The organism is Treponema sp. J25, from assembly GCF_004343725.1.
Classification (GTDB): Bacteria; Spirochaetota; Spirochaetia; order Treponematales; family Breznakiellaceae; genus J25.
Genome location: NZ_PTQW01000054.1, coordinates 17,991 through 37,241 on the forward strand (window position 1 = coordinate 17,991; position 19,251 = coordinate 37,241).

Annotated in this window: 18 protein-coding genes and 1 pseudogene; 11 read left to right on the top strand and 8 right to left on the bottom strand. The window is 48.9% G+C overall.

Annotated features, from left to right (window positions below; all coding sequences use genetic code 11):
- Positions 1-45: 45 nt before the first annotated feature.
- Positions 46-237, bottom strand: coding sequence for a hypothetical protein (locus C5O22_RS12920; protein ID WP_132782473.1), 192 nt, complete (start codon positions 235-237; stop codon positions 46-48).
- A gap of 298 nt (positions 238-535) precedes the next feature.
- Between C5O22_RS12920 and C5O22_RS12925 the strand changes: the two genes are divergently transcribed.
- The 8 genes from C5O22_RS12925 (at position 536) to C5O22_RS12960 (ending at position 10,058) form a co-directional block, all read left to right on the top strand.
- On the top strand, positions 536-781 hold the full coding sequence (locus C5O22_RS12925; protein ID WP_132782475.1) for a DUF6364 family protein: 246 nt from the start codon (positions 536-538) through the stop codon (positions 779-781).
- Complete coding sequence (locus tag C5O22_RS12930; RefSeq protein WP_132782477.1) at positions 762-1,169, top strand: PIN domain-containing protein; 408 nt, start codon at positions 762-764, stop codon at positions 1,167-1,169. Before C5O22_RS12925 ends, C5O22_RS12930 begins: the two co-directional genes overlap by 20 nt.
- Before the next feature lie 344 nt (positions 1,170-1,513).
- On the top strand, positions 1,514-1,915 hold the full coding sequence (locus tag C5O22_RS12935; protein ID WP_132782479.1) for a DUF1284 domain-containing protein: 402 nt from the start codon (positions 1,514-1,516) through the stop codon (positions 1,913-1,915).
- A gap of 123 nt (positions 1,916-2,038) precedes the next feature.
- Entirely contained in the window at positions 2,039-3,136 is a 1,098-nt protein-coding gene (locus C5O22_RS13830; protein WP_165910527.1) for a glycoside hydrolase family 11 protein, read from the top strand.
- Between the two features lie 297 nt (positions 3,137-3,433).
- Positions 3,434-5,203, top strand: a complete 1,770-nt coding sequence (locus C5O22_RS12945) for an endo-1,4-beta-xylanase (protein ID WP_132782481.1) — start codon at positions 3,434-3,436, stop codon at positions 5,201-5,203.
- Between the two features lie 375 nt (positions 5,204-5,578).
- Positions 5,579-6,220, top strand: a complete 642-nt coding sequence (locus C5O22_RS12950; RefSeq protein WP_132782483.1) for an MBL fold metallo-hydrolase — start codon at positions 5,579-5,581, stop codon at positions 6,218-6,220.
- 177 nt (positions 6,221-6,397) lie between these two features.
- The gene (locus C5O22_RS12955) at positions 6,398-8,848 is read left to right on the top strand and encodes a glycogen/starch/alpha-glucan phosphorylase (protein WP_132782485.1); all 2,451 of its coding nucleotides are present in this window, start codon (positions 6,398-6,400) and stop codon (positions 8,846-8,848) included.
- 187 nt (positions 8,849-9,035) lie between these two features.
- Positions 9,036-10,058 carry a serine/threonine protein kinase gene (locus tag C5O22_RS12960; protein WP_165910528.1) on the top strand — a complete coding sequence of 341 codons (1,023 nt, stop codon included), beginning with the start codon at positions 9,036-9,038 and terminating at the stop codon, positions 10,056-10,058.
- A gap of 204 nt (positions 10,059-10,262) precedes the next feature.
- On the opposite strand, the gene C5O22_RS12965 is transcribed toward C5O22_RS12960, so the two are convergent.
- From C5O22_RS12965 to argC, 4 genes are all read right to left on the bottom strand, one after another.
- Positions 10,263-11,144, bottom strand: coding sequence for an SPFH domain-containing protein (locus tag C5O22_RS12965; protein ID WP_132782488.1), 882 nt, complete (start codon positions 11,142-11,144; stop codon positions 10,263-10,265).
- Positions 11,145-11,319: 175 nt separating this feature from the next.
- Positions 11,320-11,763 carry an NfeD family protein gene (locus tag C5O22_RS12970; RefSeq protein WP_132782490.1) on the bottom strand — a complete coding sequence of 148 codons (444 nt, stop codon included), beginning with the start codon at positions 11,761-11,763 and terminating at the stop codon, positions 11,320-11,322.
- A gap of 45 nt (positions 11,764-11,808) precedes the next feature.
- On the bottom strand, positions 11,809-12,612 hold the full coding sequence (locus C5O22_RS12975) for a Nif3-like dinuclear metal center hexameric protein (RefSeq protein ID WP_132782492.1): 804 nt from the start codon (positions 12,610-12,612) through the stop codon (positions 11,809-11,811).
- 29 nt (positions 12,613-12,641) lie between these two features.
- Positions 12,642-13,595, bottom strand: a complete 954-nt coding sequence (argC, locus tag C5O22_RS12980) for an N-acetyl-gamma-glutamyl-phosphate reductase (RefSeq protein WP_132782494.1) — start codon at positions 13,593-13,595, stop codon at positions 12,642-12,644.
- Between the two features lie 167 nt (positions 13,596-13,762).
- Between argC and C5O22_RS12985 the strand changes: the two genes are divergently transcribed.
- Positions 13,763-14,233 carry a GAF domain-containing protein gene (locus tag C5O22_RS12985; protein WP_132782496.1) on the top strand — a complete coding sequence of 157 codons (471 nt, stop codon included), beginning with the start codon at positions 13,763-13,765 and terminating at the stop codon, positions 14,231-14,233.
- A gap of 129 nt (positions 14,234-14,362) precedes the next feature.
- Positions 14,363-15,463: a DNA adenine methylase gene (locus tag C5O22_RS12990; RefSeq protein ID WP_243692953.1), complete on the top strand. Its 1,101-nt coding sequence runs from the start codon at positions 14,363-14,365 to the stop codon at positions 15,461-15,463.
- Between the two features lie 111 nt (positions 15,464-15,574).
- Here the strand turns inward: C5O22_RS12990 and C5O22_RS12995 are convergent, their stop codons facing one another.
- The gene (locus C5O22_RS12995; protein ID WP_132782500.1) at positions 15,575-16,258 is read right to left on the bottom strand and encodes a TIGR00266 family protein; all 684 of its coding nucleotides are present in this window, start codon (positions 16,256-16,258) and stop codon (positions 15,575-15,577) included.
- Between the two features lie 237 nt (positions 16,259-16,495).
- Between C5O22_RS12995 and C5O22_RS13000 the strand changes: the two genes are divergently transcribed.
- Positions 16,496-17,464 (top strand): magnesium transporter CorA family protein, encoded by a 969-nt coding sequence (locus tag C5O22_RS13000; RefSeq protein ID WP_132782502.1) that lies wholly within the window; start codon positions 16,496-16,498, stop codon positions 17,462-17,464.
- A 113-nt stretch (positions 17,465-17,577) separates the two neighbouring features.
- Here the strand turns inward: C5O22_RS13000 and C5O22_RS13005 are convergent, their stop codons facing one another.
- Together C5O22_RS13005 and C5O22_RS13010 are read right to left on the bottom strand one after the other, a co-directional pair.
- Complete coding sequence (locus C5O22_RS13005; RefSeq protein ID WP_132782504.1) at positions 17,578-18,738, bottom strand: 30S ribosomal protein S1; 1,161 nt, start codon at positions 18,736-18,738, stop codon at positions 17,578-17,580.
- Positions 18,739-18,987: 249 nt separating this feature from the next.
- A pseudogene (locus C5O22_RS13010) lies at positions 18,988-19,251 on the bottom strand (Rpn family recombination-promoting nuclease/putative transposase); the annotation flags it as partial.

Below are 19,251 nucleotides of genomic sequence, written 5' to 3' on the forward strand. Positions count from 1 at the left end.
TTAAAACATAATTGCATGAAATATAAAAACAGTCAATATGATTCTTTATTGATGATTGCCCCTAAAATCTTCACAGGGCTCTTCCGGTTTAGTGGGGCGGGCAGCCTCAGGGCCTGCTTCCCGGCATGCCTCAAGCGGCAGGGCCTTCATCGGTTGGCCACAGCAATCGGGGACTGGGGCGGAAGCTTCTATGGTAACCTGATGTCCGCAGTTTTCGCATTCATAACGCTGTTGCATACAAATTCCTCCTTCATTTGTAATTTTTAGGCCCCTCATAAGGCCTCTTTTGTTTTGATTAAAACATACTATGTTTGCGGCCAATAGTAAACAAAAAAAGTAATGTATTTGAGGTGTTAACAATCGGTAACTCTGGTTATCCTTGTTATAGAGGAGGAGGTAACTAACCGGTCCATTCTACATTTTGGATGGGGGTAGGCACAGGGGGTACCATGTCTGTTTACAGAACACAGAGAAAGCCCCTTTTTATTGACTTTCTGTACGTAATAAAATATAATTATTACGTGTAGAGGTTGTTATGTCCAAGAAACTTACCCTCAATATAGATGATGAATTGATTTCCTTCGCTCATTCATATTCTAAGCAAAATGGCTTGTCAATTTCTAAGCTTTTTGAGCAATATCTTTATCGTTTACGTACCACCATAGAACAACCACAGGAACTTAACCCCAAAACAGCGAGTTTGTATGGGCTTTTCCAGGATTCTCCTATACCTGATAAAAAGCAATTGAGGAAATCCTTTCATGAAAAAGGTTCTCATTGATTTAAATATTATTATTGATTTTCTAAACAAACGTAATTTTCACCAAGAAGCGGCGCAATTAATTAATATGTGCGTTGAAAAGAAACTGGCTGGTTTTATATGTGCGCACGAAGTGACAACTTTAGCGTACTTCCTTTTAAAGGAAAAAAGAGAAAAAACTAAAGTAATAAATACCATTACCGCATTGCTAGATATTTTTAATGTGATTTCTATTGATGAATCCATATTACGCGATTCATTGGTTTCACCAATTCCTGATTATGAAGATGCAGTTATTGAAGTAAGTTCGATGAAAAATAATATTGATTATATAATCTCTCGTAATATTTCTGATTTTAAATTATCGCGAATACCTGTATACACACCGGAACAATTTTTTCTTTTATAGATATAGAGATGATTCTGTACCGAATCTTGGGTAGATATAGCCATTTTAAAGGCCTCTGCCGGCCCTTACCCCATGTATAGCTATCGGTTCAGGGATGATGTATTCCCGGACGAGGCGGTTTATGAGCGCGACCAGAACAAGTGCCTGATCATCAAACAGAGCCTAGCCATCGAGGGCTGCGCCCCGGGCTGAAACGAGAAAAGCCGCCTATTTCATCCCTCCGTTAAGTAGTGCGGTGCCTACAGGTTGATGGATTCTCTTTTTTTCTACAAGTATGGTACAGTGTACTGGAACTTACTACTCAGCCGCTTGACAAATAATTAGATGATGAAAAGTAATACTCCATGCTCGTAATTCTCAGACCTCACCATTTGCTCTGTCTTCCCCGTTTCCAGGGGGAAGGCTACTCGCCGGCTTTTGTGGAGCATCTTAAACGTCTTATCGACCAGCTTGTGCAGGATGGTCAATGTATTATCCACTTTGGGATGGACCAGCTTTGTGAAGGTTGTCCCAATAATCATCAGGGGCGCTGTGTTTCAGAAGAGAAGGTCCAGCATTTTGATAGGGCGGTCATTCGACTGTTACAGCTAGAAGAGCGCTTGTATACCTGTGCTGAGATTGGTATGTTGCTTCAACAGCACCTAACAGAAGAGCAGTTTAATGGTATCTGTAGTTCTTGCCAGTGGTTTCAAAGGGGAATTTGTGGTTTTGTGGTACCTAAGAAAATCTATAAAAGACTGTTCTAATTTCACTAAAATTCTTAAAAATTTCTTATCGGAAACCGTTTTTTATAGGAAAAAATCCTGATAGACATTCTTAAGAACCGTGTCATTCTAAAAGAAAGCATATCGGTTTTTAAGGAGGTGCAGGTGAAGAAGGCTCTTTATATTATTCTGGGAATAGGTATAGTTCTTTCAGGTTGTACGAATGCTGTGATGGATCAGTCGGTGGAGGAAGGGGTTATGCCCATTGGATCATCCCGGGCGGTTACTCTTACGTCAAATCAGACGGGAACCCATGAAGGATACTATTATTCCTTCTGGACCGATGGGGGTGGGTCCGTATCTATGACCCTTGGAACAGGGGGAAATTATTCTTCTTCCTGGACGAATTGTGGTAACTGGGTTGGTGGCAAAGGTTGGAGCACCGGTGGACGAAAGGTGGTAAATTATACTGCATCTTTTAATCCTTCGGGAAACGCCTATCTTACCTTATATGGTTGGACTACCAATCCTCTTATTGAGTACTACATTGTAGAAAGCTGGGGAACCTATCGTCCGACGGGTACGTATAAAGGAACGGTTACCACCGATGGGGGTACCTACGATATCTATGAAACCACCCGGGTCAACGCCCCTTCTATTCAGGGGACAGCCACCTTTAAACAGTTCTGGAGCGTCCGACAATCAAAACGAACCAGCGGAACCATTACAACGGGCAACCACTTTGACGCCTGGGCCCGCTATGGGATGACTCTTGGCTCCTTTAATTATATGATCATGGCTACGGAAGGGTATCAGAGCAGTGGTAATTCCAATGTAACCATTAGCGAAGGTTCCAGTTCCGGCGGTTCTAGCGGTGGATCCAGTGGCGGTTCTACGTCTGGAGCTATTACGTTGAATTCCTGGCAGGCTAACGAACGGAGCTCCAGTCTTACCGTATGGACCGGTGGTGTGGGCGGCTGGAAGGTGGGCGACTATATAGCCTTTAACAGCGTAGACCTGACCGGTAAGAAGCTAATGAACTTTAACTTTGCTACCGCTATTAGTGGGAGTTTTAAAGTAGTAATCGATAGTTACTATGGGACCCAGATCGGTACCTTTAACTATTCTTCGACCGGTGGCTGGAATACCTATAAGAATCAATCTATAAATCTTAACCTCAGCGGTATCTCCGGGGCTCACAAATTGTACATTATTTGTACGAGTGGGGCGGCGAATTTAGGAACCCTTACGGTACAGCCGTAACGTTAAGTTTAGTCTAATGTTATTTACCGATATGCTGAAGAGAGGGCTCGGGGAGCCCTCTCTTTGTCGTTAGGTAAAGGGAGCCAAAAAGATTCTTCCTTCTGTCTGTAAGATGGCGGACTGGGTTTTTCTATAAATAGGGCTGAGATTCTTCCCGGATGGGTGGTATTCCCTTTAGAAGGATGGGTAAAATAAAAAGGTTACTAATATACTAGTATGCTATTATAATAGGCTATTATAATAGGTGGCGGTCTATACGGCCAAAGAGGTTTTTGGGGAATATACAGGAGGTGCTCGATGAAAATTTTTACCAATTTAGGAAAAAGTAGGTTCCTCTGGGGGACCCTTTTATTTCTGTCGTTTTTTGCCCTTTCCTGCCAATCTGCCGTAAAACCGGCAGGTAAAACGGAAAAACCCGCAGAACCGGCAGCAGCTTCGAATGTCCAGAAAGAACCGGAGGTAAGCGGCCCTAAAATTAGCCTGGCCTTTTCTTTTGATAATAAGGAAGAAGAAGAAAAACTCTTTGTTCCCAATTCATCTTCTAAGGTGGAATGGGTCAGTAATTTTGGGCGGAGCAATAATACGGCCTTAAAGGTAACCCACGTAGAAGGGGAAAGCTATGTAAGTGCCTACAATGCGGTTCGACTTACCTTTAAAGAGCCACTGCCGGCCGGTACCACCTACCGAATCATTGCCTGGTTTTATGCCCCCTCTGTAGGAAATGAAGGCAAACGAACCCTGACGGGCCCGGGGGTTGTTCTGAACGAAGAATATCCCCGCAGCGATATGAAGCTCCCTGCTAATTTCGGCATTCTCCCGGTGGATACCTGGAAAGAAGTAAATGTGGTTACCCCTTTCCTTTCGGTTCCCCTTCGCAGTATCGATTTCCGACTGGTAACCAACGACAAGGATAGTCATCCCGACGTCTGGTATCTGGATGATATCCTTATCGAACAGGTGGGGGCCATTAAGGCGGTAGAAGTAGCCCGCTGGGACCTTTCTCTTCCCTCCCTTGCGGTGGTGTATAAGGACTATTTCCTGGTGGGTAACATCATGAATTTCCACGAGACCACCGACCCTGACACGGTTGCTATGTTTAAGCACCACTACAACGCGGTAACTGCGGAGAACGATATGAAACCCCAGTACCTGAGCCCTGCAAAGGGGGTGTACAATTTTACCAACGCGGATAAGCTCGTAAATTGGGCTCTGGCGAACAATATCAAGGTACATGGGCACACCCTGGTATGGCATTCCCAATCGGCTGCCTGGCTTACCCAGGACGCAAGTGGTAAGCCCCTCACCCGGGCAGAAGCGCGGGCCAATATGGAAGAGTATATCAAAAATGTGGCAGGTCACTACCGCGGGAAGGTGATCTCCTGGGATGTGGTGAATGAAGCCTTTGATGGGGGGAGTATGATCCCTTCAGACTGGAAGACGGTTTTGCGGACCGCTTCTCCCTGGTACCGGGCCTATGCCAATGGAGCGGACACAAGCAAAGGGGAAAGTGGGGCCGACTATATTTACGATGCCTTTGTGTTTACCCGCCTGGTGGATCCGGGGGCTACGCTGTACTACAACGACTACAACGAAACCGATGCCTGGAAACGGGAAGCCATGGCACTGATGGCAGAGGATTTGAATAAGAAATGGAAGACCGATCCCCGGAACACCCAGCCTGATCGTCCTCTGATTGAAGGAATCGGTCTCCAGTCCCACTATTGGGTGGATAATCTTAACCCTGTGGATGTGGAAAAAACGATTACCCGCCTTATCGATGCGGGGGTAAAGATCAGCATTACCGAACTGGATATCCCCGCCGGTTCCTATGGGGCGCAGCGAACGCCTCCGCTTACTGTTGCAGAAGAACGGGCCCAGGCGCGGCTGTATGCTCAGCTTTTTAGGATCTACAAGAAATATGCCTCCCATATCGAGCGGGTGACCTTCTGGGGAAAGGCGGATCATCAGAGCTGGCGTTCCAATGGAAGTCCCCTGCTTTTTGATAGGACCTTTAAAGCTAAGGAAGCTTATAAAGCAGTTATCGATCCAGAGGGATATTTGAAATAGCAAAGATTGTAAGGAACACCCCGGGGAAGCTATCCCCGGGGCTTATCGTTTCAATCCTTAAGAAAATCTGAAAAAGCTAAGGGGAAGATGTGGTAAGAGATAAGGGCGCCCGATAAAGCCCTTGAGGGGTGCCGGGGGCCCCGTACCGGAAGAGGGGGCCCGGTAGCGGAAGGCGGGGGCCCGAGACGGAACCTTTTAAAGGGATCCATCCGGGGCCCTGTTTTTGGGGTGGGCCAATCCCCTCGGGCCTGCGTGGGGAATCTGTTTTCATGGCCCCACGGAGGAATTTCAACTGATTATCCTTAGTTCGGGGTGAAAGTTGTTGAGGAATACTATACAATAGGCCTGCTAATTTCGGATTCAGGAGAAAAATCTATGACCCCTTCGGTAATCACCCTGGTACTTCAAGGTCCCCTTGAGGTGAACGCATATATTCTTGAGAACAATGGTCATTGCCTGATCATCGATCCCGGTTTTGAAAAGGATCGGATACGACGGTTTATCAAAGAACGAGGATGGCAGGTAGAAGGCATACTCCTTACTCATGGACACTTTGATCATACCGGGGCAGTGGATGTGTTCCCGGTACCCATATATCTTCACGAAGCGGAAAGTGCTTTTGTGTCTAATGACCAGTGGAATGGGTACACCGAATTTGGGATTTCTCGTCCCTGGGATATGAACGCCCTTTCCTTAACAAAGCTTCGGCATGGCGATACTATCCCTTTTCAGGGGAGTCAGGTGGAAGTACTCCACACTCCGGGACACACCCCCGGTTCGGTATGTTACCGCTGGGGAAATTGCCTATTTTCAGGGGATACCCTGTTTAAAGAGGCCGTAGGTCGTTGGGATTTTCCCGGTGGAGACGGTAGGGCGCTTCGTCAAAGTGTGGTATCCCTTATCGAAAACCTGGAACCTTCAGTGGAGGTTTATCCCGGTCACGGGGAACCCACCACTATTGGGCAAGAGCGGGAAGTAAATCCCTATTATCACCAGTGGAAAAAATGTCCTCTCTAAAATCTCTGGCCGCTCTAGAAATTGAGGGCCCTTTTCGGTATAATACTGCAACATAAACCGGTTTAGCAAAAAGGCCGAAAAAGAGGCCCCCAGGATATGCGGCATTTTTGTTTTTTCCCAGACCGGCTTTTGTGGGATAGAATGGGGGGCATTTTGATGCAGCCAGGAGGACTGATAATGAATACCGATAAAAACACCTTTAAAGAAAATATTCGCCTTCGTTTAAAACGGCGATATGGTAAGGACCTCTCAGAGGCCACTAAACACGATATTTACGATGCGGTGGCCGCTTCGGCTATGGAATATATCCTTGACAACTGGATGGCTACCCGCCGGGCCTTTGATAATCATCCTATAAAACAAATGTATTACTTTTCGGCGGAGTTCCTCATGGGGCGGGCCATGACGAATAACCTGATTAACCTGGGAATTTTACCCATGGTCCAGGAAGTGCTCCAGGAGTTGGGATATGAGTATGATGAAATTGAGGAACAAGAGCCCGATGCGGGCTTAGGAAACGGTGGACTTGGTCGGTTGGCCGCTTGTTTTCTGGATAGCCTTGCGACGATGAATTTGCCTGGCCATGGATATGGTATTCGGTATCGCTATGGCATGTTTGAACAAAAAATAGAACATTGCCGCCAGGTGGAGAAGCCCGATAACTGGCTTGAGCATCGGAACCCCTGGGAAATTAAACGCAGTGACCATGCGGTGGACGTGAAATTTGGGGGCGAAGTGGTCATCAAGGTAGATGAAAAAGGGCGACAATACTTTGATGTCGATCGGGCCGAGGTGGTACGGGCTATACCCTATGATATGCCGATTGTCGGGTATAACACGAAAACCGTAAACACCCTTCGCCTGTGGGAAGCCTACAGTCCCGACGGCTTTAACCTTCAGCTCTTTAATGAGATGCAATACCTCAGGGCGGTGGAAAAGGCCTGCCAGGCTGAAGATATTTCTCGGGTTCTCTACCCCAACGATAGTGGTCCCTCGGGCAAGGCCCTGCGGCTCAAGCAGCAGTATTTCTTTGTTTCTGCGAGCCTCCAGGACATAGTTCGTTCCTTTAAACGAAAGTATGGGAATGATTTTTCAAAACTACCTGACCTGGTGGTAATTCAACTGAATGATACCCACCCCGTGGTGGCTATTCCTGAATTGATGCGAATTCTCATGGATCAGGAGGGGCTTGGATGGGAAGAGGCCTGGGCGATTACCACTCGCATTTTTGCCTATACCAACCATACCATCATGGCGGAGGCATTGGAAAAATGGCCTATCGATCTTTTTTCTGGTCTTTTGCCACGGATCTATACTATTGTAGAAGAAATCGATCGCCGTCATACCGACGAGTTACGGAAGCTGTATCCGAACGACTGGGATAAGCAGCAGCGCATGGCCATCATCAACCATGGGATGATCCATATGGCCCACCTCGCCATCGTGGGAAGTTTTTCGGTGAATGGGGTGGCGGCGCTTCATACGGAGATCCTTAAAAAACGGGAACTCAAAGACTGGTATGAATGGCGTCCCCAGATTTTCAATAATAAAACGAATGGGGTAACCCAGCGGCGCTGGCTTAAGCTGTGCAATCCCGGTTTATCTGCCCTTATCACCGAAGCCATCGGCCCCGGTTGGGAAACGGATCTTGCTCGACTGCGAGAGTTAGAGCCCTTTGCAGAGGACCCGGCATTCCGTGAACGGTTTGCCCAAATTAAGCATGCCAATAAGGTAGCCCTTGCCCGGTATCTTGCTAAAAGCCAGGGGGTAACCCTGGATCCTTCTTCTATTTACGATGTACAGGTAAAACGCCTCCATGAGTATAAGCGCCAGCTCCTTAATATCCTTCATGTTATGTATCTCCACAACAAGTTGGCTGATGATCCTACTCTGGAGATGCCACCGCAGACCTTTATTTTTGGGGCCAAGGCGGCCTCGGGATACCGGCGGGCAAAGTCGATTATTTCTCTTATTTGCGCGGAGGCCGCTCGGCTTGAGGCGGATCCCCGTGTTAAGGGCCGCCTGAAGGTGGTTTTTGCGGAAAACTACCGGGTTACCCTGGCGGAAAAGATCATTCCCGCGGCGGAAATCTCAGAACAAATCTCTACTGCCGGGAAAGAAGCCAGCGGAACGGGTAACATGAAGTTCATGATGAATGGGGCCCTGACCCTGGGAACCCTCGATGGGGCTAACGTGGAGATTGTACAGGAGGTGGGACGCAAAAACGCCTTTATTTTTGGTCTTACCGCCGAAGAAATTGCCGCCATCGAAGCGACCCATTCCTACGATCCTAAAATATACCTCGGCCGAAACCCTGCCCTTGCCCGGGTGGTGCATCAACTGATCGATGGCACCTTTGGCCATGAATTCCAGACCGCCTTCCGGGAACTCTATGATTCCCTGGTGTACGGGGTGGAAGGAAACCGGCCCGATGTCTATTACGTGCTCGCCGATTTTGATGCCTATGTCCAGGCCCACGAGCAGGCCCTTAAGTCCTATGCGGATCGGGACTGGTGGAACCGGGCGGCTATCATTAACGTGGCCCGGTCGGGCATATTCTCTACCGATCGCACCATCGCCGAATATGTCCAGGATATTTGGCATATTAAACCCATAGCCGTAAAATAAGGACGCTTCTGAAAAAAAATCAGAGAACCAACGGTATTGCCCCCGGGAAAAACATCCTGGGGGCACCCCAGGCCCGATGGAAAGTACATAATAAAAGGCCCCGACGAGAGGGATGTTTACCAAAAGGATTTCAGAAAAAAAGCGCCCTCATCTTGCGGGATTTAAAAAAGGCCAGTACCCTTGCAGTATGGACGAAAAGAAAAATCATGGGAAAGACAAGAGTCCCTTTGTTCCTTTTGATATGCTGGACCCGGAGTTGGTTCTGGAAAGTGTAGAAGAGGGGTATGGCCTGGAACTGGAATCCACCCTGTATTCCTGTGCGAGCTATGTGAACCGGGTATTTGGACTGCGGGATGTGGGAGGAAAAGAGTATATTGCAAAATTTTACCGCCCCCAGCGCTGGAGCTATGCCCAGATTCTAGAAGAACATCGTTTTGTCCAAACCCTTGCCCAGCATGAGGTTCCGGTGGTCTGTCCGTTTCCCAACCAGGAAGGGGACACGTTGCAGACCCTCATCATAGAAGAAAATGGAAAACCGGACCAGGAAATGTATTTTGCCCTTTATCCCAAGCTGAAGGGGTTCCCCTTTGATCCAGAAGGAGAAAAAGACTACGTTCGTATGGGGGCCCTGCTGGGACACCTGCATGTGGTGGGTTCTCAGTTTTCGCTTGCTGAGCGGGGCCGCTTCCCACCCCTGGCCCCCCTTGAGCTCCTTGCGTATTTTACTGAGACCTTTGAAATTGAAGAGGAAATCCAGAATAACCTGCGAGAGGTAGCGGCGCGTCTTGACGCTGCCCTGTCCCCGATTGTATCTGGCTATGCTCCTATCACGCTTCATGGCGACTTTCACAGGGGGAACCTTATTGATTGCGGTGAACAAGGCTTATTCGTTATCGATTTTGATGACATGATCGCGGGACCACCTCTCCAGGACCTTTGGGTCCTCTTGCCTGATCATGCTTCGAGGTGCCCCCAGGAACTGCGACATATTCTTAAAGGATATCGGGAATTCTATCAGATAGAACTGGCTGATCCCTGCCACCTTGAGGTGTTCCGCCTGTACCGCATGTTCCATTACCTTTATTGGCAGGCCCAACAACGGTATGACCGGGCTTTTTATCACCATTATCCTGAATGGGGAACTAAGAAATTCTGGGAACGGACAGTGGCGGATCTTCTGGATCAGGCGGAGTATCTGGCCTGTGTATAGTCACAGGATACACCACCTGTTCGTATGGCGGGAAGGCCCCCCTGGAAGAATGGACCCCATCCTGAAGGGCGTGGAGAACCTCTGTTAAAGGTAGGTCCCCGCCATACCCTCCATAATGAGAGGGCCACGCAGGTGCTCCCCCTGGGACAGATCCCCTGGGAAGCGAGAGATTCCCCCTGCGCGCTCGTCCCGCCCCTTTCTTCTTTATGCTTTGGTCTTAAAAAGATTTTTTATGGTTTCCAGCAAATCCGCAGGAAGAACAATGATTCGGCTGCCTTCGGATTGACCAAGTTTAGCCAGACTCTTGATATACTCAATTCCCAGAAGGTAGGTAACCGGGTCGCCGCCGGTTTGCCGTAAGGTCTGGCTTACCGATTCAATGGCCCGGCTTTCTGCGAGGGCAAGCCGTTCCCGGGCCTCCGCATCCAGTTCGGCGGCGACCTTACGGGCCTCCGCTTCCAGGATCTGGGCGCGCTTAAAGCCTTCGGCCTTCTTTTCCTGGGCTTCTCGCTGGGCCTCCGCCTCGAGTACGGTGGCTCGTCGTTCCCGTTCTGCCTTCATCTGCATGGCCATGGCTTTTTGCAGATCCTCTGGGGGTTGAATATCTTTGATTTCGACCCGGGTAATCTTGGTTCCCCAGGGATCGGTGGCATTATCCAGAATTTCCAGGAGTTCTGCGTTGATCTTATCCCGGGAGGAAAGGGAATTATCCAGGGTAAGCTTTCCCATAATAGAACGGAGACTTGTGAGGGCGAGGTTTTCTATGGCGATTTTTAAATTCTGGATCCCGTAATAGGCCTTAAAGGGGTCGGTAATTTTAAAAAACACCACCCCATCGACTTTTACGGTGGCATTATCTTCGGTGATGATTCCCTGCGGGGGTAGATCCAGGACCTGCTCCCGGATATCTATCTTAGCCGCGATCCGGGCAAAGATAGGGTTAATCAGGTTTAACCCCGGCTTGAGGGTTTGCTCATATTTCCCAAATCGTTCTACCAGCCAGTTTTCTTTTTGTGGCACCAGGTGGATCCCCTTTATGATGATGATGATCACCAAAAGCGCCACCGCCCCAATGATATACAGCATCGTGCACCTCCTTTTAAAAACTAAATTTTACAACGCCCCTGGGGGACGAGGTTTTACCTTCGTTTGCTGAGTTTTCTGGACCACCCTGAGGGTCTCTTAGGGACCCGAAAAAAGAAGCCCCTCCACTCTTTCCGCAGAGCCTGTGCATTCCTGAGCTGATTAAGGCTTGTTCTTCTCATTTTTGTTCATCCACCGGTTTAACCTTTAGCTTGATTCCACTCGTTTCCACTACTTCCACTTCTGTCCCTACCTGGAGGGGAACCTCAGCGATAACCTTCCATTTTTTGAGGCCGTTAAGGGAATCAAATAGTTCCACTTCTCCTATTTTCCCGGGGACCACCTCACTGGTAATGATTCCCCGCTGGCCGCTAATGGTAATATCCCGGGGCCCATCTTTTTTAAAGCGTTTCCTTGCGAAGGAAAACCAGAGAACCAGAGAACTAATGGCGAAAAGAAAAAATATCAAGAGCTGCCATTCTAATTGGGTGGTAAGCCCCACCCAGGTGGAAAAACTCACCACCAGAGCGGCGGCTCCAAACCAGAACAAAATAAAGCCGGGAACAATGGCTTCCAACGCCATAAGCCCTATCCCAATGGAAAGCCACAGCAGAGCAGACATTGCACCTTGCCTCCTTTTTAGTACTTTGTGTTGTTTGTATATAGCTTATAGTATAGCAAATAAAGATTGATGTGCCAGATAGTACACGGGGAGAGAGGGAAATTTTTTTTGTAACTCCAGGGTTAAAATATCCATACCGGGGGACTCACTTTCTCCGTGGCCGAGAATGATAAGCCCCCTGGGGAAGCCCATCGCCTGGGCGTCCCGAAGGTATTCGGGTATTTCCCACTCTGGACCTTCCCCGTATACCACAAGATCAATGTTTTCTTTTTCGATGAGGGGAAGCACCAGGCTTCCCCCGCCCCGATACCCTACCGCCACAAGGGCCCGGCGAATGTACCAATCGGGGGAACCCATATACCGAAGGTGAGAAACACCCAGCTTTGTTTGAATATGGAAAAGAATATCCCCTAGCGGTTGCTGGAGGTCCACCACAGAATAGGCCGCTTCCTGAATGATTTCTTTCTGTTCCCACGCAAGGGCCCGGAGCACCCCGGCGGTAATCCGATCGGGAAGGGCCCGGTGAATCCCATCGTGGTAGCGATACACCACCATCTGGTTTTCTTTGAGGAACCTCTGCTTCTGCAGGTACACCGGGTCTCGTGTTCCCTGGGGGAGCTTCTCTGGGACCTGGTCCCGGTGACTATACCAGATTCCTTCATGGGTGATAATTAAATTGCACTTTCTGCGAAGCGCTTCCTGGCAGTGGTCCCAGCTTGCAAGAAAGGTAACCGCCACGCCGGTGATGCGGGTCTCGGAGTTCCCTTCTACAAAACCGTCCACCGTATCCGGGGGCAGCAGTTCGATACCTGGTAACTCTTGGATGATATCTATAGCCCGATAGGTCATGGGGAAATTCCTTCTCTTCCAGGGATTCGTTATTCGATAAGGCCCAGGCCTTCATCGAGCCCCAGGGCAATGTTCATGCACTGCATGGCCGCCCCCGAGGCTCCTTTGCCGAGATTATCAAGCCGACAGATAAGGAGGGCCTGCTCCTCATGGCCATAGACAAAGATCTCTGCCCGGTTCGTCCCATTACAGGCGGTGGGATCAAAGTATCCTGCCTCGGGAAGGGCCGCCTCTCCGAGGGGCTGGACCCGGACAAAGCGCTGTCCCGCATAATGGGCGCGGTAACAGCCGTGAATGTCTTCCAAACGCGGTTTTTTCGGCAGACTCCACAACTGGAGCGGAATGGCCACAGCCATTCCGCGTTCAAAATTCCCTATGATGGGGGTAAAAAGAGGGGCCACAGAAAGCCCCCCATGGAGGCGCATTTCCGGCACATGCTTGTGCTGGAGCGTAAGGGCGTAATGCCGGGCCGCTTCCATGCCCTTGCCGGCCCCTTCCATCTGTTTGTAAGCTTCGATGAGCTTGTGCCCACCGCCAGAGTATCCCGTTACCGAGTGGCAGGTAACAGGATAATCGGAAGGAAGAAGAGCCATCTCCACGAGGGGCCGAACAAGCAACACAAAGCCCGTGGCATGGCAGCCAGGAACGGCGATTCGTTTTGCCTTCCCAATGGCCTCTCGCTGGGAGTGGGAAAGCTCGGGAAGCCCATATACCCAGGCGGGGTTGGTCCTGTGGGCCGTACTGGCGTCAATCACGATAGTCCGATCATTTGCTACAAGCCCAACCGATTCTCGGCTTGCATCATCGGGGAGACAAAGGAAGGCCACATCCGCCTGGTTGAGCAATTTCCGCCGTTCCTCTATATCTTTCCGTTTTTCTGGATCAATCTGGAGAATTTCTAAGTCCGACCGGGCGGCAAGCCGGTCCATGATCTGGAGGCCCGTGGTTCCTGCCTGGCCATCCACAAACACCCGATATTTCATAGGCTGAGTATGCCCAAAGAGACGGCTTTTGGCAATGTGTTGCTGCTTTTTGTTGCCGCCTTTGCGATAGGTGTTGCATATTGGTGCAGAGTTCTTTATCTTTTGATTCCTGAGAATGAGGGCTTTTTTCAGGGAGCCCCGTATTGTGAAGGAGAGGAGCGCGTACCATGGTGGATGCCCGTAGAATGGATACCTATGTTCAAATTTATGAGCTTTCTGAATCTCTTATAAAGGACACGAGTCCCGATCTTATTGCCGGTATGGCTACCTTGGTAGCCCTTCTCCATACAAACCTGCCCCACCATTTCTGGACGGGCTTTTATTTTGTGGCGGGCCCGGATGAACTCCATGTGGGTCCCTACCAGGGGTCCCTCGCCTGTCAGGTATTAAAAGGCCAGGGGGTTTGTCTGGCCTGCGCCACCAGTGGAAAGGCCATCGTGGTGCCCGATGTGCATACGTTCCCGGGGCATATTGCCTGTGATATTCGTTCTAAGAGTGAAATTGCCCTCCCGCTTAAAAAAGGAAACCAGGTCTTTGCGGTGCTTGATATCGATTCCGATAGGCTTGCCATGTTTGATGAAGATGATGTAGCTCCTCTCCAAAAACTGGTGGATCTTCTTATCCCTTTGATACCCTGAAAGAGGGGGAGCAGAGCAATGTTCCTAGGAGAAGCCCCTTTGTTTGTTAAAAAGTCAGAAGCCCTTGCCGAGGGTCTCTTATCTGGGCAGGGGGGAGTCGAATTCCTCACAGACCGGGAAGGCATTGCAATAGCGGAAAACCCTGATTACCTGAGTACCCAACTTATTACGTACCTGGGAAATAAAAGGAATTTGCTTCCTTTTATTGCCGCAGGAATTGAGCGGGTCAGAAAAAAATTGCATTGTAAAAAGCTAAAAACCTTTGATGTTTTTGCCGGTTCAGGAATTGTCTCGCGACTTTTAAAGCAGTATTCCTCTGAGCTGTACTGCAATGATCTTGAAGAATATGCCACGGTGATAAATCAGTGCTATTTAACCAACAGAGAAGATTTTCCTCAAAAAGAATTCGAAGAATATTTTTCCAGAATCCGGTGGACCCTGGAACACGAACCGCTCAGAGAAGGTTTTATAAGCCGCCTCTATGCCCCTCAGGACGATGCAAACATACAAAAGGGAGAGCGGGTTTTTTACACCCGAAGAAATGCCCAGTACCTGGATACGGCCCGGCAGCTTATTGCCCAGGTTCCTCAGCAGTTACAGAAGTTTTTCCTGGGCCCCCTGTTGTCCGAAGCTTCTATCCACGCAAACACCGCAGGGATTTTTAAGGGGTTTTATAAAAACAGACATACCGGGATAGGACAGTTCGGCGGTAGTAACCAGGATGCGCTGTATCGAATCAAAGGAGAGATTACCTTACCGTATCCGGTGTTAAGTAATTTTTCCTGTTATTGCCAGGTCCTGAATGGGGATGCAAACAAAATATGCGAATCTGTCCCAGAGGTTGATGTGGCCTACCTTGATCCTCCCTACAATCAGCATCCCTATGGATCTAACTACTTCATGCTTAATCTTATCGTCCAGTACCGGGAGCCAGAAGCCATCTCTCAGGTTTCTGGAATCCCAAAGGACTGGAAGCGGTCGGCCTATAATAGTCGACCCTCTGCGGTTCGAGCCCTGGCCGAAATAATAGAAAAAATACGGGCCAAATATGTACTGGTCTCTTTTAATTCAGAAGGTTTTATTTCTTTCCAGGAAATGCAGGGGCTTCTTCAAAAATATGGGCGCCTCGAAATTCTTGAGACCTCCTACAACGTGTTTCGGGGAAGTAGGAATCTCGCGAGCCGGCCCCTGCATGTAAAAGAGTATTTATATCTTTTGGAAAAATTTTAAGTTGTTACTTTGCCGTACGAAAAAGGGAGCGGCTGTTCCTTGCAGCTGGAGCGCCTGCCAGCGGGCTCCCTTTTTTTCGTCAAGGATTATCCAGGACGGAGTATTCAAGAACTAGGAGTTCGCCGAGGGTTTGGGGAGATAGGGTTCCAGGACCTTGGCAAGGGACGGCAGGTTCCTGCTCTGGATCCAGATTGTGCCGGGCCCATAATATTCGCAGACGAGTCCTTCGCCACTGAATACGCTCGACATGAGTCCCCGGCTGGCGGTGCGTATTTTATATTGAACCGTTTCTTCAAAGGCGACGATGTGTCCCGCATCTACTTTGTAGTTTTCTCCTGCCTTGAGCGTTTTTTTGATAATAGCTCCGTAGGAAGAAAGAAACACCATTCCCCGACCGTGCAGGTGTTGGAGGAAAAGCCCTTCCCCTGAAAAGAGGGCCTTCATGGACCCCTTGGTTTGTAGCTCTATGTCGGGACTGCTGGCCAGCCAGGCGCCGCCCTGGGCGAAAAGCCCATTCCCTTCTAGTTCTACTACCAGAATGTCGCCGGGGTAGGACGGTGCAAGGATAAGCTCGCTTCCATTCTCTTGAGCCGTAAAGAGCGAAGCAAAGATGTTTTCTCCGCCCAGGGCGGCGCCGATGGCCCCGAAAAACCCCTTGCCGGTGGTTTTAGCCTGGAGCTCCACGGAAGGGCTCATGGCCACCATGGCTCCGGCCTCGGCTTTAATTTGTTCTTGTGCATCAAGTATGATATGAAGAGTAGAAAAAACGGGCGCATGGTGAATTTCGTACCGCATGATTGCCTCCTTTTGCTTTTTGTGGATCCGTGTTCTACAATGAGAGTAATGGGTCCTGGCCCCTTATGCAAGGGTTAAAGCTTTGTTTTAAGGGGTGATCGCAGGGGGCCTTTTGTGAAGAATAGCCTCCTGTGACAGAAATTGGGTAGCTTTTTTGTAGATTTTTTAAAGAGAAGAGCCGTTTTTACCCTATAGCAGAGGGTTTGTCACGGGAATATGAGGAAATAGGGGAGAACCATGGTACGGAAATACAGTTTTTCTCGGCAGGGTTTTGTAGAAAGCACTGATACTCCTGCCTTGTTACATTTCTTTGAGGTAACCCAGAAAGAGATGGATGAACTTGTAAATACCTACAATCTCGATCCCCACAACATCGCTTCTGCCCTTGATCCTGAAGAAGTGGCCCGTCTGGAATATGACGATGAAACAGGTATTACCACCCTTATCTGGAAGGTCCCTACGACGATTAGATTGAATGAACTTTCATCGTTTAATGTAGTAACTATGGGGCTTTTTGTAATTGGAAGTATCATCATTGTTATCTCCGCAGATGAATGTGGTTATTTTGGCTCCATCTCTGGCAAAAATGCGGCCCCCCGTCAAATCAATGATCCCTTCGATATCCTCTTGGTGATTATTGAACGGACTATCCGCCATTTTGTGGAACATCTGCGGGTTATCAAGATGCTGTCAAAAGAAATACAACAAAAGCTTAATAGCAGCATGGGAAATGAGTATCTTCTCCAGATGTTTTCGTTAAGCGAAATCCTCATTTACTATCTGGATGCCATTAACAGTAATCGGGTGGTATTGCAAAAATTAGCCCAGTTTATCCAGCATCATCAGATGGGGGATATGGATTTTCTCATGGACCTCCAGATAGAAGTAGAACAAGCGGCCCGGCAGGCGGAAATTTACTCAGAGGTTTTTACGGGGCTTATGGATGCCCGCGGGTCTATCGTTAATAATAACATGAATATGCTCATGAAAAAGCTTACCATTTTGAACAGTATCTTTTTGCCCCTTAACCTTATTGCCGGCATTGGGGGCATGTCCGAATATACCATGATAACCGCAGGAATCCCCTGGCCGATTTCGTACGGCATTATGGCGGTAATTATGACTGTGCTTGGCGTTGTTTCCTATCGACTTCTGGATAAGATGCAAAATATTTCTGGGGAAAAACGGCGACTTTCAAAAAAATAATGGGATGCCATCTATATCAAGTATACCAGGTGGTAATATATTTGAGGGTCCCTGCGCCGAGGTTCGCTGGATTCATTAGGCCCTAAGTGCCGGACACTTTTGAAATAGCTCTTTTATTTCTTTTTGAGCAGGGCCGCAAAGGGATTGTAGGTGTCGTTCGCATCATCGCTGGCCATGTATTTTTGGGAAATCGCTTCTTCCTCAGCGGAGCTTGCAGGTTTAAGGGAAATGCGTTTTCGGTTGCTGTCCACCTCGAGCACCTGGACGGTGAGGGTCTGACCAATGCGGACCGCATCTTTTACATTATTGTATTTACCACCGCCACGGAGTTCTGACACATGCACGAGGCCATCCAATCCCGGCTCCAGGTTCACAAAGGCTCCGTAGTCGGTAATGCGAACCACTTTCCCTGAATGTTTTGAGCCTACAGGATACTTTTCCTCCGCCTTGTTCCAGGGGTCCTCCTGGAGGCTCTTCATGCTCAGGGTGATTTTTTCCGTGTTCCAATCTAGCTTGATGATTTCCGCCCGGATTTCCTGTCCTATTTGAAGGACCTTTCTGATATCCTCTACCCGTTCACGGCTGATTTCTGATACTGGCAGCAGGGCCTGAACTGCGCCAAGGTCCACAAAGGCGCCAAAATCCTGGATGGAAGTAACCTTCCCCGTGACGATAGCATGTTCTTTTAAGGTTTCCTTGAGCTTGGCGACCTTCTCTGCCTGCAGCGCTTCTTCTATGGCTCGATTGGAGACGATAAGGTTCCGGCCCCCATCCTTATATTCCTGGATTATAAAGGTAAGGTGTTTCCCAACCCAGCTTGAGGTATCTTCCGACCGTTTTAATCCCATCTGAGAATAGGGGCAGAAGGCCCGCCCCTCGCCGATTTTTACTTCGTAGCCGCCCTTGATTTCTTTTTCGACGACCCCTTCCACGGGTATTTTGTTTTTATACGCCTGTTCCAGCAGGGAAAGATCAGTTTTGTCAGCGCTGAGGCGCCTTGTAAAATAGAGCTGTCCGTTTTGAGATTTTACAAAGAACACCCGGATAGGGTCTCCTACTTTAACTGTGAGGTTTCCTTCTTTGTCCAGCACTTCCGCTTTATCTAAAATCCCTTCGCTTTTACCGCCGAGCTGAAGGAATACCGTGTCATCCGAAATATATTCAACGGTGGTTTCCACCATCTGGCCAATTTCGTATTTTTCCCTGCTTCCGAGGTTCTCTTTCATATAACGGGCGAAACTGTTGTCTGCTGCTTCTCTTGCGCGCTGTGCCATAAAATAGCGGCTCCTTGTTCATAAACATTACGCTTCAGTATATCAGAAAAGAAATAGTCTGGGGAGTCCAGTTACAGGGTGAACGTGTTGTAGATAGATACGGTACCTTCCCTCGGGCAGTCCTTTTTGGTAACTATAGCCTCTGGGTTGCACTAACAAGCACCACCCCGGCACTCCTCAGGGGCGTGCCAGCGCCCTTTGAAGGCCGTGGAACCCCTAGATGTCCCCAGGGTCCCATCCCCCGCTCGCCTACAGTTCTTCAATCTCCTCCCGGGAAAGGCCGGTCACCTCGGTAATAATATCAATCTCAATCCCCCGGGCCTTCATCCGCCGGGCGGTCTCCCGGCGGTTTTTTTCTTCGCCCAGGGCCATGCCTTCTAAGCGACCTTCGTTGCGACCTTCTAAACGGCCTCTTTCTTCGCCTAACGTGAGGCCTTCTTTAAACCATTCCTGTTCTTTCTTCTTGATGGCAGTGGCTAACATGGTCGGTACCTCCTTAAGGGTACGAATCTC

Excerpts from the sequence above, each read along its gene's own strand:
- C5O22_RS12920 (WP_132782473.1), bottom strand. The coding sequence starts at position 237 with ATGCAACAGCGTTATGAATGCGAAAACTGCGGACATCAGGTTACCATA.
- C5O22_RS12925 (WP_132782475.1), top strand. The coding sequence starts at position 536 with ATGTCCAAGAAACTTACCCTCAATATAGATGATGAATTGATTTCCTTC.
- C5O22_RS12930 (WP_132782477.1), top strand. The coding sequence starts at position 762 with ATGAAAAAGGTTCTCATTGATTTAAATATTATTATTGATTTTCTAAAC.
- C5O22_RS12935 (WP_132782479.1), top strand. The coding sequence starts at position 1,514 with ATGCTCGTAATTCTCAGACCTCACCATTTGCTCTGTCTTCCCCGTTTC.
- C5O22_RS12945 (WP_132782481.1), top strand. The coding sequence starts at position 3,434 with ATGAAAATTTTTACCAATTTAGGAAAAAGTAGGTTCCTCTGGGGGACC.
- C5O22_RS12950 (WP_132782483.1), top strand. The coding sequence starts at position 5,579 with ATGACCCCTTCGGTAATCACCCTGGTACTTCAAGGTCCCCTTGAGGTG.
- C5O22_RS12955 (WP_132782485.1), top strand. The coding sequence starts at position 6,398 with ATGAATACCGATAAAAACACCTTTAAAGAAAATATTCGCCTTCGTTTA.
- C5O22_RS12960 (WP_165910528.1), top strand. The coding sequence starts at position 9,036 with ATGGACGAAAAGAAAAATCATGGGAAAGACAAGAGTCCCTTTGTTCCT.
- C5O22_RS12965 (WP_132782488.1), bottom strand. The coding sequence starts at position 11,144 with ATGCTGTATATCATTGGGGCGGTGGCGCTTTTGGTGATCATCATCATC.
- C5O22_RS12970 (WP_132782490.1), bottom strand. The coding sequence starts at position 11,763 with ATGTCTGCTCTGCTGTGGCTTTCCATTGGGATAGGGCTTATGGCGTTG.
- C5O22_RS12975 (WP_132782492.1), bottom strand. The coding sequence starts at position 12,612 with ATGACCTATCGGGCTATAGATATCATCCAAGAGTTACCAGGTATCGAA.
- argC (WP_132782494.1), bottom strand. The coding sequence starts at position 13,595 with ATGAAATATCGGGTGTTTGTGGATGGCCAGGCAGGAACCACGGGCCTC.
- C5O22_RS12985 (WP_132782496.1), top strand. The coding sequence starts at position 13,763 with ATGGTGGATGCCCGTAGAATGGATACCTATGTTCAAATTTATGAGCTT.
- C5O22_RS12995 (WP_132782500.1), bottom strand. The coding sequence starts at position 16,258 with ATGCGGTACGAAATTCACCATGCGCCCGTTTTTTCTACTCTTCATATC.
- C5O22_RS13000 (WP_132782502.1), top strand. The coding sequence starts at position 16,496 with ATGGTACGGAAATACAGTTTTTCTCGGCAGGGTTTTGTAGAAAGCACT.
- C5O22_RS13005 (WP_132782504.1), bottom strand. The coding sequence starts at position 18,738 with ATGGCACAGCGCGCAAGAGAAGCAGCAGACAACAGTTTCGCCCGTTAT.